This is a genomic window from Pseudomonas sp. PDM20, from assembly GCF_014852575.3.
In the GTDB taxonomy this organism is placed as follows: Bacteria; Pseudomonadota; Gammaproteobacteria; order Pseudomonadales; family Pseudomonadaceae; genus Pseudomonas.
In genome coordinates, this window is sequence record NZ_CM181224.1 from 5,122,772 (window position 1) to 5,135,954 (window position 13,183).

11 protein-coding genes and 1 tRNA gene are annotated in these 13,183 nt (G+C 63.6%); 1 reads left to right on the forward strand and 11 read right to left on the reverse strand.

Annotation, left to right across the window (positions count from 1 at the left end; translation table 11 throughout):
• Window positions 1–5 precede the first annotated feature (5 nt).
• From secD to queA, 4 genes are all read right to left on the reverse strand, one after another.
• Window positions 6–1,868, reverse strand: coding sequence for a protein translocase subunit SecD (gene secD / locus IB261_RS23590; RefSeq protein ID WP_081515992.1), 1,863 nt, complete (start codon window positions 1,866–1,868; stop codon window positions 6–8).
• Between the two features lie 64 nt (window positions 1,869–1,932).
• Window positions 1,933–2,274 (reverse strand): preprotein translocase subunit YajC, encoded by a 342-nt coding sequence (gene yajC, locus IB261_RS23595; RefSeq protein WP_017522301.1) that lies wholly within the window; start codon window positions 2,272–2,274, stop codon window positions 1,933–1,935.
• A gap of 38 nt (window positions 2,275–2,312) precedes the next feature.
• A complete protein-coding gene (tgt, locus tag IB261_RS23600; RefSeq protein ID WP_138215487.1) occupies window positions 2,313–3,431 on the reverse strand; it encodes a tRNA guanosine(34) transglycosylase Tgt in 1,119 nt (372 codons plus the stop codon).
• Window positions 3,432–3,443: 12 nt separating this feature from the next.
• Window positions 3,444–4,487 (reverse strand): tRNA preQ1(34) S-adenosylmethionine ribosyltransferase-isomerase QueA, encoded by a 1,044-nt coding sequence (gene queA / locus IB261_RS23605; RefSeq protein WP_192381034.1) that lies wholly within the window; start codon window positions 4,485–4,487, stop codon window positions 3,444–3,446.
• Between the two features lie 105 nt (window positions 4,488–4,592).
• Between queA and IB261_RS23610 the strand changes: the two genes are divergently transcribed.
• Window positions 4,593–4,678: transfer RNA gene (locus IB261_RS23610), tRNA-Leu, on the forward strand.
• Window positions 4,679–4,796: 118 nt separating this feature from the next.
• On the opposite strand, the gene IB261_RS23615 is transcribed toward IB261_RS23610, so the two are convergent.
• The 7 genes from IB261_RS23615 to IB261_RS23645 all read right to left on the reverse strand — a co-directional run bounded on the left by IB261_RS23615 (window position 4,797) and on the right by IB261_RS23645 (window position 13,041).
• A complete protein-coding gene (locus IB261_RS23615; protein ID WP_081516029.1) occupies window positions 4,797–5,297 on the reverse strand; it encodes a GspH/FimT family pseudopilin in 501 nt (166 codons plus the stop codon).
• An 11-nt stretch (window positions 5,298–5,308) separates the two neighbouring features.
• Window positions 5,309–8,359, reverse strand: coding sequence for a pilus assembly protein (locus IB261_RS23620; RefSeq protein ID WP_225605908.1), 3,051 nt, complete (start codon window positions 8,357–8,359; stop codon window positions 5,309–5,311).
• A 2-nt stretch (window positions 8,360–8,361) separates the two neighbouring features.
• Window positions 8,362–8,850, reverse strand: a complete 489-nt coding sequence (locus IB261_RS23625; RefSeq protein ID WP_081516031.1) for a PilX N-terminal domain-containing pilus assembly protein — start codon at window positions 8,848–8,850, stop codon at window positions 8,362–8,364.
• Window positions 8,847–9,920, reverse strand: coding sequence for a PilW family protein (locus tag IB261_RS23630; protein ID WP_494515520.1), 1,074 nt, complete (start codon window positions 9,918–9,920; stop codon window positions 8,847–8,849). The genes IB261_RS23625 and IB261_RS23630 overlap by 4 nt, the downstream gene beginning before the upstream one ends.
• A 41-nt stretch (window positions 9,921–9,961) precedes the next feature.
• On the reverse strand, window positions 9,962–10,513 hold the full coding sequence (pilV, locus tag IB261_RS23635) for a type IV pilus modification protein PilV (protein ID WP_081516432.1): 552 nt from the start codon (window positions 10,511–10,513) through the stop codon (window positions 9,962–9,964).
• A 5-nt stretch (window positions 10,514–10,518) separates the two neighbouring features.
• Entirely contained in the window at window positions 10,519–10,908 is a 390-nt protein-coding gene (locus IB261_RS23640; protein ID WP_192381033.1) for a type IV pilin protein, read from the reverse strand.
• Window positions 10,909–11,493: 585 nt separating this feature from the next.
• Window positions 11,494–13,041, reverse strand: a complete 1,548-nt coding sequence (locus IB261_RS23645) for an EAL domain-containing protein (RefSeq protein WP_081516037.1) — start codon at window positions 13,039–13,041, stop codon at window positions 11,494–11,496.
• Between the last annotated feature and the right edge of the window lie 142 nt (window positions 13,042–13,183).

Here is a 13,183-nt window from a genome sequence, read left to right on the forward strand (position 1 = left end):
GCCCCTTAGATCCACAGCTTCTTAACGTCGCGGCCGCCGTAGATCAGGTTCACCATTGCGCGGGTGACCATGATGGCAGTGAACATCGAGGTGAGAATACCCAGGGACATGGTCACGGCGAAGCCCTTCACCGGGCCGGTGCCCATGGCGTAGAGGATGCCGCCGACCAGCAGCGAGGTCAGGTTGGCGTCGATGATCGCGGTGAAGGCGCGGTTGAAGCCTTCATGGATCGCCCGCTGTGTCGACATGCCCGCCGCCAGCTCTTCTCGTATCCGCGAGAAGATCAGCACGTTGGCGTCCACCGCCATACCCATGGTCAGCACGATACCCGCGATACCCGGCAGGGTCAGGGTCGCGCCGAGGATCGACATCAGCGCCACCAGCATGACCATGTTGAAGGCCAGGGCGACGGTGGCGATCACGCCGAAGAAGCGGTAGATGACGATGATGAACAGGGAAACGAAGACCATGCCCCACAGGGAAGCGTCGATACCCTTGGCGATGTTGTCAGCACCCAGGCTCGGGCCGATGGTGCGTTCTTCAGCGAAGTACATCGGCGCAGCCAGGCCACCGGCGCGCAGCAACAGGGCCAGTTCCGAGGACTCGCCCGGGGCGTCCAGGCCGGTGATGCGGAACTGGTTGCCCAGCGGCGACTGGATGGTCGCCAGGCTGATGATCTGTTTCTCTTCCTTGAACGCCGGAACAGCGACTTCCTGCTCGACGCCGTCGACGACCTGCTTGGTGTAGCGGGTGATCGGCTTCTGCTCGATGAACACCACAGCCATGCTGCGGCCGACGTTGTTGCGGGTCGCGCGGTTCATCAGCTCGCCGCCGTGGCCATCCAGACGGATGTTCACCTGCGGACGGCCGTTCTCGTCGAAGCTGGCGCTGGCGTCGGTGACCTGGTCACCGGTGATGATCACGCCCCGCTCCAGGCTCGCCGGCGGGCGACGCGGCTCGCGGAAATCGAAGGTCTCGGTGGAGGACTTGATCGCATCCGGCTCGGCGGCCAGGCGGAACTCCAGGTTGGCGGTCTTGCCGAGGATGCGCTTGGCTTCAGCGGTGTCCTGTACGCCCGGCAGCTCGACGACGATGCGGTTGGCGCCCTGGCGCTGCACCAGCGGCTCGGACACGCCCAGCTCGTTCACGCGGTTGCGGACGGTGGTGAGGTTCTGCTTGATCGAGTATTCGCGGATTTCGGCCAGCTTGGTGGCGGTCATGGCCAGGCGCAGGACCTGCATGCCATTACGCTCGCTCTGGGCGGTTTCGAAATCGCGGAAATCCTTGGCGATGATCGACTTGGCCTTGTCCAGGTCGGCTTCTTCGGTGAAGCCCAGCTGGATGCCGCCGTCCTGCACAGGCAGGCTGCGGTAGCGCACGCGCTCCTTACGCAGGGCGCTCTTGACCTCGTTCTCGTACACCTTCATACGAGCGTCGACGGCTTTCTCCATATCCACTTCCAGCAGGAAGTGCACACCACCGGACAGGTCGAGACCCAGCTTCATCGGGTGGGCGGCGATATTGCGCAGCCAGTTCGGCGTGGTCTGGGCCAGGTTCAGGGCGACCACGTAGTCGTCACCCAGCGCGCGGCGGACGATGTCCTTGGCCGGCAACTGATCTTCCTGCTTGACCAGACGGATCAGGCCGCTGTTCTTGCCCAGCGAGCCAGCCTTGACGGCGATACCGGCATCGGCGAGCGCCTTGCTGGCCTTGTCGACGTCGGCCTGGGTGACCTGCAGCGCGGTGCTCGCGCCACTGATCTGGACGGCCGGATCGTCAGGATAGAGGTTGGGTGCGGAATAGATGAAACCGACGGCCAGGACCGCCAGGATCAGCAGATACTTCCACAGGGGATACTTGTTGAGCATGACACCGCCCGTTATGACGCGGGGCGCATCTTGCGCCCCGTCGGTTGGGTTTCTAGGTGGAGGATCAGATCGCCTTCAGGGTGCCTTTCGGCAGGGTCGCGGCGATCGCGGCCTTCTGGAACTTCAGCTCGACGTTGTCGGAAACCTCGACGACGACGAAGTCCTCGGCGACCTTGGTCACCTTGCCGGCGATACCGGCGGAAGTGACGACTTCATCGCCCTTCTGCAGGCCGGACAGCAGGTTCTTGTGCTCTTTCGAGCGCTTGGCCTGGGGACGCCAGATCATCAGGTAGAAGATGACCAGGAAACCGACCAGGAAAATCCACTCGAAGCCAGTGCCGGCCGGGCCTGCAGCAGCGGCGGGAGCTGCGGCGTCAGCGTAGGCAGCGGGAATCAGAAAACTCATTGGAAACTCCTGTCTCAAAGCTTTTTCGATGAATAAGGTCAGTCCGCCAGCGGCGGCACGGGAAGGCCGCGCTTGGCGTAGAAGGCGTCGACAAAGTTCGCCAATGTACCCTGTTGGATTGCCTCGCGCAAACCAGCCATAAGCCGCTGATAATGCCGCAAGTTGTGGATGGTATTGAGCATGCTGCCGAGCATTTCGCCGCACTTGTCCAGGTGGTAGAGGTAGGCGCGGGAGAAGTGCTTGCAGGTGTAGCAATCGCAGGTCGGGTCCAGCGGAGACTCATCGTGCTTGTGCACCGCGTTGCGGATCTTGATCACCCCGGTGTCAACGAAAAGGTGGCCATTGCGCGCATTGCGGGTGGGCATGACGCAGTCGAACATGTCGACGCCCCGGCGCACACCTTCCACGAGGTCTTCGGGTTTGCCCACACCCATCAGGTAACGAGGTTTGTCAGCCGGCATGTGCCGCGGGAGGAAGTCCAGTACGCGGATCATCTCTTCCTTGGGCTCGCCCACCGACAGGCCGCCGATGGCCAGGCCGTCGAAGCCGATTTCCTGCAGGCCTTCGAGCGAGCGCATGCGCAGCTCTTCGTGCATGCCACCCTGGACGATACCGAACAGCGCCGACGGGCTATCGCCGTGGGCGGTCTTCGAACGCTTGGCCCAGCGCAGCGACAGCTCCATGGAGCGCTTGGCGACGTCGAACTCGGCCGGGTACGGGGTGCACTCGTCGAAGATCATCACGATGTCCGAGCCCAGCGCACGCTGCACGGCCATGGACTCTTCCGGGCCCATGAAGACCTTGGCGCCATCCACCGGCGAGGCGAAGTACACGCCCTCCTCCTTGATCTTGCGCAGCGCGCCCAGGCTGAACACCTGGAAGCCGCCCGAGTCGGTGAGGATCGGCCCCTTCCACTGCATGAAGTCATGCAGGTCGCCGTGCTTCTGGATCACTTCGGTACCCGGGCGCAGCCACAGGTGGAAGGTGTTGCCGAGGATGATCTGCGCGCCGATGCCCTCGATGTCGTGCGGGAGCATGCCCTTCACGGTGCCGTAAGTGCCCACCGGCATGAACGCCGGGGTTTCCACCACACCACGGGGGAAGGTCAGGCGGCCTCGACGGGCCTTGCCCTCGGTGGCCAGCAGTTCGAATTTCATGAAGCTCATGGATCAGTCCTCGGGGCCGCGCGGTGCCGGGTTGCGGGTGATGAACATGGCATCGCCGTAGCTGAAGAAGCGATAGCCCTGCTGCACTGCCGCCGCATAGGCGGCCATGGTCTCGGGGTAGCCGGCGAAGGCGGAGACCAGCATCAGCAGGGTGGATTCGGGCAGGTGGAAGTTGGTGACCAGGGCGTCGACCACGTGGAACGGCCGCCCGGGGAAGATGAAGATGTCGGTGTCGCCACTGAACGGTTTGAGCACGCCGTCACGGGCCGCGCTTTCCAGCGAACGCACGCTGGTGGTGCCGACGGCGACCACGCGGCCACCGCGCGCCTTGCAGGCGGCCACGGCATCGACCACGTCCTGGCTGACTTCCAGCCATTCGTTGTGCATGTGGTGATCTTCGATGCGCTCCACGCGCACCGGCTGGAAGGTGCCGGCGCCGACGTGCAGGGTGACGAAGGCAGTATCCACGCCCTTGGCGCGGATCGATTCCAGCAGCGCCTCGTCGAAATGCAGGCCGGCGGTCGGTGCGGCCACGGCGCCCGCGCGCTCGGCATAGACGGTCTGGTAACGCTCGCGGTCGGCGTCTTCATCCGGACGGTCTATATAAGGCGGCAGCGGCATGTGGCCGACGCGCTCCAGCAAGGGCAGCACGTCCTCGCTGAAGCCCAGTTCGAACAGCGCGTCGTGGCGCTGCAGCATCGCGGCCTCGCCACCGCCGTCGATGAGGATCTTTGAACCCGGCTTGGGGGATTTGCTGGAACGCACGTGGGCCAGCACGCGGTGGCTGTCCAGCACGCGCTCCACGAGGATTTCCAGCTTGCCGCCGGAAGCCTTCTGGCCGAACAGGCGGGCAGGGATTACCCGGGTGTTGTTGAACACCATCAGGTCACCCGGCTTGAGGAAGCCGAGGATGTCAGCGAATTGCCGGTGGCTGAGCTCGCCGCTCGGACCGTCCAGCACCAGCAGACGGCTGGAGCGGCGTTCAGGTAGCGGATGGCGGGCGATCAGCGCCTCGGGCAGGTCGAAATGAAAGTCAGCGACGCGCATGGGGGAGCTTTCTCGAAGGGGCGCACATCTTACTGGATATGCCGATTTCTGACCATGCGAGCCGATTGACCGGCGCAGAGCGCCTCCCTATACTGCCGCGCCATTGCCTCGGTGGCGGAATGGTAGACGCGGCGGATTCAAAATCCGTTTCTGGCGACAGAGTGAGAGTTCGAGTCTCTCCCGGGGCACCACCACATCGTTCCGGCAGTTCCGATGAACTGTCGAAACCCACGAAAAACCGGCCCTCGGGCCGGTTTTTTGTTGTCTGCGATTTCCCTGCCGGGTGCTGGCAGGAGCAGTTTCATCGCATCAGGAACAGGAACCTGTCGTCGTCTTGCTGACGTAGGCACGCCCCGTGGCGCTGACGTTGACCACTCGCTCCTGGGCGCCGGCAGACGGCGCCGAGCGGCAGACGGTGACGCTCGCCTGGGTATTGCCCACGCCGCTGGGCTGGAAATCGATCTTGGCGACACTGGAAGTGACCTTGAACCCCGTCGGCGCGGCGGGATGTTTCTGGATCACGGTGGAGCCGGAAATCACGATCCAGCCCTGCTCCCAGCCCCCGGAGCCGCAACTGGTGCCATTGCTGGATACGCACAGGCTGGTCACCGTGTTGCGCTTGATCGCCTCGCTGCGCCCCATGGCGACGCCCGCCACCAGATCGTTGGCACTGGAGGCAAGCTTGCCGGTAAGGGTCGCATCGCTGAGCGAAGGCACGGCTATGCCGACCAGGATGGCCAGCACCGCGAGTGTCACCATCAGTTCCAGCAAGGTGAAACCATTGGCCGGGCGTCTGTTGATCGCGTTCATGGCCCGCCCTCCTATCGCTCGATATCCCAGAACACCCAGGACTTGGGCTGCGGACTGGTGCCCGGCGCGGTCGGCTCGGAGACCTTCAGTGGCGAATCGGACGAACCGCCGATGATGAAGTCCCTCAGGCTGCCGTCGTCGAGTTGTACGCGCCCCGCCACGGGTGACGGAGGCAGGCCGCCGCCGGAGATGACGCCGAAGCGCTGGTCGCCGGTGCCTGCGGCGTTCAGGTAGCTGATGTTGTAGACGCGCGCGGTGCCCAGGCTGGAGCAGCTGGTGGGGCTGGCCACGGCAGGCTGGTGGGTGCTGAAGGTGATGTTGTTGTAAAGCAGCAGCGCCGAGGTCACTACCTGCTCGGTCGACTGCAAGCCCAGGTACCAGCCTTTGGGGTAGGCCGCGACCTGCGTATTGGTGGGCGTTGCCGTGGAGGTAATGGGCAGCAGCGAGCTGTTGCAGATCAGGTTGGCGGCGCAGGTGGCGTTCTCCAGGGTCAGCCAGTTGACGTCGCTGGGCTTGTCGCGCAGGGCATAGAAGCGGTTCGCCACGCTGGCGGCGGAGGTGTAGGTCAGCAGTGGCTTCTCACGGTCGCCGGAGCCCAGCAGGATCACGTACTCGCCGTTGACGGAGGCCACCTCCGGGCCGTAGAGGAACTTGCGGTTGGCTGTACAGGAAGTCGCCGTCGCGCACCCCAGGGAAGCGATCTTGGTCATGGTCCAGTTGGCCGGCGGGGTACTGCCGATGGCACTGAAGGCATCGACGCCGGAGATCCGGTAGACGTTGCCGCCCATGTCGGAGGCATAGCCGTAGGCGATCAGGCCGCTGCTGTTGGTGACCAGGGCGACACTGCCGACGACCCCGCGATCGGTGTCGAAGGTTTTCAGCAAGGCGCCGGTATCCGCATCCAGCAGATAGATGTGATTGCCCTTGGAGGTCGCCGTGCAGGTATTGGGATCGGCGTCCTCGCACTTGTCGTAGCCACCGCCCATGGCCAGGATCGTCGACGCACCGCTGCCGTAGCCTTGCGCCAGGACGGGAACCGGCGTCGCCCAGGTCTGCCCAATGCCGCTGAGGCCAGTACCGCAGCCGGTGTCATTGGCCATGTTGGGACAACCGATCTTCCACTTCAGGGTCGGGCTGGCCGGGGTGGTGACGTCAAAGGCATAGATCGAGCGGCCGCCGCGGCGCATGGCGGAATAGATCCAGGTGCTGGTGCCCTGCTGCACCACGGAAACCGAGCCGTCCATGCCGTAGTCCTTGGGCTGCGGCGTGGGCGTGCCCGTGGTATGGCCGGGGAAGCTGATGGTGGTGGTGTTGTCCCGCAGGCGCTTGATCCGCGGGTAGAACTCCGGCGGCATGAACGACCAGATTTCACTGCCGGCCGAGACGCCCGCGACGGTTCCGCTGCGGTTGCCGTTGATGGCGTGCAACAGCCCGTCGTTGGCGCCGTAGTAGACCACCACCAGGGGTGAAGACGTGGTTCCGTAGTTGACCGCCGCGGGGCGCGAGTGCACGACGTCGCCGTGAACCGAGGAGCGCATCTCGGTGACGTTGGCGTTGAGGTTCTCGTCCTGATTGTCGGCGCCGATGGCCCAACCGATCAGGTTGGTCCGCTCGGTGGCGTCTGCCGCCCCCAGCAGGGCCTGGGTGACGGCCGTGTTGGCGGTGTTGAAGTTGGTCAGCGTCGTGCAGGTCGTGGGGTCGCAAGTCTTCATGGTCCGCGAGCTGGCCTGGCGCAATACATAGGCCTGGGCGCCCTTCTCGACGATGTTGCCGTCGGGATAGTTGGACACGTCGGAGCCGGTCACGGTCAGGCAGTTGCCCTGGGGCTTGAACGCCCAGTAGTTGTCCAGCGAGGTGGGCGTCCAGAAGCTGCGGGCGCATTCGGTGATGAAACCGGTGCCGCTGTTGATTGCGCTGTTGCCGTTGGCGTCCACCGTGGTGAGCTGGCTGCTGACCACGCCCACCTTGTATTGCTTGAGGTTGCCGGGCCAGCGCGGGAAGGAATCGGAGTCGGGGCGGAACATGCCGACGAACACCTGGTTCAGGTAGGTGCTCTGGGAGCTGACGCTGATCGGCAGGGTGACGGAGGCGAACACGCTGTTGGTGGCCTGGATCTCAGAGAAGATGGCATTCAGCGCATCGGATATCTGCGTGCCACTGGCCGTCACGTCGAAATATTTGCCACTGCTGACGTTGGCCATGCTCTTCAACAGGGCGGTCCAACCCGGGCCCTGGCCGGTGGTTTCCTTGTTGATATCCACGGTGTAGGTGGTGATGGCCTGGGTGCTCTTCTTCATGAAGCGCGCCCATTCGTCGGCCATGTTGTCCTGCGAGCCGCTGGGGGAAATGGGGATCGCCGTGGTATTGCCCCCGGCAGCAGTCAATGCACTGGTCGCCTGCTTGATATCGTTGGTGTTGTCCTGCGCCGCGCCGTTACTGATGTAGATGATGAAGTTTTTCGCGCAGCCAGCGACGATCGGGTTGTTGTAGGTGGTGGCGTCCTTCGACGCCAGGGCGTTGCCGCTCAGGGCATAGATCGCGTTGGATGCGGTGGTGCCGCTGGCGTTGCCGGCGAAGTCGGTCTTGACCTTCTGGTTGCCGGAATTGGGCGTGCCCGCCGAGTAATACAGCCAGGCCTCCTCCATGGCCTTGCTGATCTTGCCGCCATTGGACTTGTCGCTCCCCACGTCCAGGCTGCTGACCAGCGCCTGGTACTTGGGCTTGGTCGAACTGTCGAGCAGACGCATGGCGGCACGCACATAGGCGCCGTCGTCACCCTTGTTGCCACTGCCGGTCTCGCTGAACAGCATCAGGCTGACGCGGAACTTGTTCACCTGCAGCCCGTTGACCACAGAGGCCAGCGCAGTCATCTCGTTGCTGAACGGCGTGGTCCAGTTGGCGGTGTTGTCCAGGATGATCAGGACGTTGGGCGCGTCCGTGGCACCGGTGGGCGTGCCGACGAACAGGTCGATGTCCTCGGCACGAACGGCCGACTGGGCGACGCACAGGAGGCAGAGGGCGAAAATCCGCCGGAGCATTCCGGCCTGGCAGCTCTTGTTCATGTTCATGCTCCGCACGCGGCGACTTTCTGCGAATCGGTCAGGTGCACCCGCACCCCGGAACGCACTCTTACCGAGGTGCCGGTCACGGCATCGGTGACATCGGCGTTGAGCCCCCAGACGGTGTCCCATCCCGTGGAACACATGGCTGCCTGGCCACCACCACAAGCCAGATTGGAGGGACTCGGCCTGGCGCTCATGCACACCGGCGACGCCATGGAAACCTGGTAATCGGTGGTACCGTCGTTATTGATGTCGACATTGAGCTGCTCGGCCGCCGGCGCGGCGGTGAAGGCCGAGCCGATGACCCGCTGGATACCGACATCAGCCGCGGCAATGGCCTCGTTGCGGAACTGCATGTTGCCCACTGCCTTCAGATTGGTGCCGCTGAGGGTGTAGGCGCTGCCGACCATCAGCATCAGCATCAGCAACATCACCAGGGCGACCACCAGGGTCGCGCCCTGCTGGGCTCTCGAATTGCGCTGCGTCGTCATGGCGTCTGCCTCCGACGGGATACGTTCACCAGCGTGGCGCTGGAGGTGAACAGATGCCGTTTGTAGCCATCGGTGAACGGGCCCAGGGTGGAGCTACCCAGGGCGTAGGTCTTGTCCGAGGTGTAGCCCGCGGTTTGCGTGCGGGCGCGAGCCAGGACGTAGAGCCGGGCTTCCACCACATTCGCCAGCTGGGCCACCGTGCAGGAACCGGCCCCGCAATGGACGAAGCTGCCGTCGGGCGAGCCATCGCCACGGTTGGTCACGGTGACCCGGGTATTGGGGTCATCCCAATGCGGCGCCGCGAGGTAATCGGTCGGATCGTTCGACTTGCTGAGGCTGTCCAGGCCCAGCTCGACGCGGAAGGCCTCGACCCCCTCGATCAGCGGTACTGCTGCCTGCAGCGCGTTGGCCGGCGTGGCCCCACCGGAAAGATCGAAGGTGGAGCGCATCAGGGTCGGTATGCCATCGCCTGCGCTCACCGCGTAATCGCGCACGTAATACAGATCGATGACGAACTTGCGACGCTCGGCGATGGTCAGGCAATTGAGGCTCGTCAGGGTGAACCCGGTGGTGTCCAGCACAAAGGCCCCGAGGGTCTCGTTCTTGCAGAAGGACGACTGGAAATACACCTTGCCGGCTGCCAGTGCATCGCAATTGCCAACGCCCGGTGAGCAGGTATCGACATGCCGCACCACCAGCACATCGGAGTTGCTCGCCAGGTTGGTGACTATCGCCGAACAACCGGGGGGCACCGCGGAGAAGGTCTGTGCCGCGATGCCGACGGAGTTGATCCTGTCCTGCTGCGTCCAGGTCGAGAAGGCCGAGCACACCGGCGGCAACGCCGTCGGGTAATCGGCCGGCGGATCGGTCGCGGTCAGGTCATCGAACTGCGGTACATAGCCATTCCAGAACCCGGCGTGGGCGAGGTCTTCCTGCAGCAGGCCCACGGCGAAGCGCCCATTCTCGATCAGCGAGTTGGTCTGGGCCATGTCGTCACTGGTCCGGCGCAGGTTCAGGTAGAGCGTCAGCACCGCGACCATGATCAGCAGGCTGATGGTCACTGCGATCATCATCTCTACCAGGGTGAAGCCCCTGTGGCGGGATACGCCCCTCATAGCGAGGCCACCCGCACAACCGTGGTGACCACGCGCCGGCACAGGTCGCTGCTGCATCCGGAGCTGCCGTTGTAGCTGTTACTGCCACACGCCACGCTCGAAGGCGGCGCCGAGATCGGCGACATGCCCTGCCAGGCCACGGTGATCAGGTACTGATTGCTGCCCAGCGACTCGATGCAGCCTCGCCCGCCGAGCATGGCGCCGGCCTTCACGCTGCCGCCGCCCACTTCCGCCGCGCCCTGCAGGCTGTTGCACCAGTCAGCGAGGTCCGCCTGCTGACGGGTCCCGCTGCTGGTCGGACAGGACATGCCCGCTCCCACCGGCGAGCTGCTGCCGGTGACATAGCTGGAGGAGTTCTTCGCGTTGGCGTTCATCCGGCTGGACATGTCATTGAGCAGCAGCAGCGCCTGGGCGCGCTGGTAGGACTCCATGTCCGACAGCTGCATGCGCATCTGCAGCTTGGCCAGGCCGAGCAGGCCCAGCGAGATGATGAGGATGCTGACAAGCAGCTCGATCAGGGTGAAGCCGCGGTGCCGGGAGGTCATCATGTTGATCACCACTTCGCCGATGGCGTCCGAGTGCCGTCGCTGGCCAGGGTCAGGTTGCCGTCGCTGGCCTGCCCGCCGCTCGGGGTGAAGGTGATGGTGAAAGTCGGCGGTGTGCCGCTGCCCACGGTGATGTCGTAGCTGTAGTTGCCCGACACCTCACTGGGCAGCGCATAGCCGCCGCTTTCCAGCGCCAACTTGCTGGCGTAGGCGCGGTTGGCCAGCAGGTACTGCTGCTGGCGGTTGGCGATATCCATCATCTGCGCCTGGGCCGCGGACCGCTTGCCCCGGATGACGTACTGCTGATAGCTGGGGTAAGCGATTGCAGACAGGATCGCTACTATCGCCGCCACCACCATCAACTCGATCAGGGTAAAACCACGGGAACTAACAGGCATTATCGAGACTCTCTTTGCCGGGGCCTTTTTCAAAGACTCTATTAGTTAAATGGCGAATCGCCACCCCGCCGACACAGTAATTCAATACCAGTCGTCGCCGACGTATCGCCATATATAAAAATAGCTAACGAAAAGAGGGCCAATTCCGGAGCGCCAAAATACCAACACCCTCTGAATCCGGGCATTAGAACGAAACATCGCGAGGGCAGCAAGGCTTGTAAATCAGGCACTTCCGCATCAAAACAAACACCCGACAGCCAGCCAGAAAAGCAATATAAAGAACAACCGTACCATTCATGAAATACACATGAAGAAGTTGTGAAAAAAACGTAAAATCAAACTCTCCATAGTGCATTTCAAGTTAATAACATCAGCACTGATAACCTATTAAAAAGCAGCCATCTCGCAATAACGAACGAGAAACCATTACATCTTTAAAACTATGCTTATCCGACTATTCATCAGCTAACTATCGAGTCAATCAGCTCCCAGACAGGAACAGCCGGCTGTTCACATCCGCTCCACAAGCTGGAAAATTTCCCCAGCGCGCCGCCCCTTCACCGCAACAGGGACGGCAAGCCGGCATCAGCCCCCGAGCGACCGGCCCTGAAGGGCCTGGACAAATGCCGCCAGCGGCATCGGTCGATCGAAGAGGTACCCTTGCAGTACCTCCACCCCACGCAGGGCCAGGTAGTCCTGCTGCTCCTCGGTTTCCACACCCTCGGCGATGATCATCAGGTCCAGCTTGCCGCACAGCTCGACGATGCTGTCCAGAACGTGCGAAGACAGGGCATCCACGCCAATCATCGCCACGAAACTCTTGTCGATCTTCAGCGCGTCCACCTTGAAGCGATGCAGGTAGGCGAGACTGGAATTGCCGGTGCCGAAGTCGTCGATGGCCAGCTTGACGCCCAGGCCATGAAGGTTGTCGAAGAGTTCGTCGGTTACCTCACTGGAAACGATCAGCTCGCGCTCGGTCAGCTCCAGGGTCAACTCCGGCCGATGGGGCAGGAAGCGCGCCTGGAAGTCGCGGCAATCACCGAACAACCCCGGCTCCGTGCAATGCCGGGCGCTGATGTTGAAGCTCAGATGGAAGCCCTCGCCCAGCAGGTGCCCGTGCGGTGCCAGCCCATCGGCGACCTGGTGGAACAGCTCGCGGGTCATCGCCACGATCAGTCCGGAGCGTTCGGCCATGGGGATGAACAGGTCGGGGCCGACCATGCCTTCGCGCGGATGCACCCAGCGCATCAGCACTTCCGCACCGACCCAGCGGCCGTCCCGGGCATCGACCAGCGGCTGCAGGTACGGCACGAACTCCCCGGCGAGCAAGGCACGCTCAAGCTCCAGGCTTGGCGTCGCCGAACGCCCCCAGAGCCAGTAGCAGGCCACGCCCGATGCACCACCCAGCATCAGCATCAACGCCACCAGCGGCAACGCGTCTTCGTGGATGTGCCGCCATTGCGCCCCTTCGGGGAAGCCGCCGATGACCTTGTAGGGGAATCGCTCGGAGGTCAGTTCGACATGCCCCAGCGGCAGGCGGACAGGCTTGCCGTCGAACACCCTGCCCTCCTCGTCCATCCACTGCCCGCCGACCTGCAATTGCAGGTCGCTGCGTTGATCGACCAGTTGCAGCGTGTTGCTCAGGTAACGTCCATCCACCGTCGCCAGCGCGGCGTGGCGTCCTTCGACACGCCGCAGGATCAACAGCGCGTAGTTCGGCGTGATCTCGTTACCGGCCATCATCCGCAGCCGGCCGGCGACATACAGGCTCGAATCCAGCGGCGCCTCGAAATCGCCGAACAGCGAGGTGCAATAGATTTGGTCATCGCGAGTCAGATTGACCGACCGGACGAACGGCACCACCGCCACCTGTTCGCGCAGGACGAGCGTCGCCTCGTCGCAGCCCTCGTCCACATGCAGCAGAGCCACCTGGGCGGCCCCTGCCGCATTGCTCAGCATCACGTCGAACAGCCGAACGGCCTCGTTCGAAGCAGTACGCGCCTCGACGCTCAGGGTGCGCAAGGCCTGCCAATAGATGATGGCGCTGCCCAGCAGCAACGGCAGCAGGGCCATGGAGAGGGAGAAGACCAGGCGAGGCAGCAGCCGGCGCCGGGTGTAGTTGCGAAGCGGCATCCTTGTTCCTTGCTTGACGGCGCCGCGACCTGCGACGCATTGCCACTCCCCCATGGGCAGCGACGTGGTTTGAGCTTAGAACAGCCACCGCCGCCGGGCGCCGCGCGGCGGAATCCGTATAATCCCCGCCCCATCCATCCTG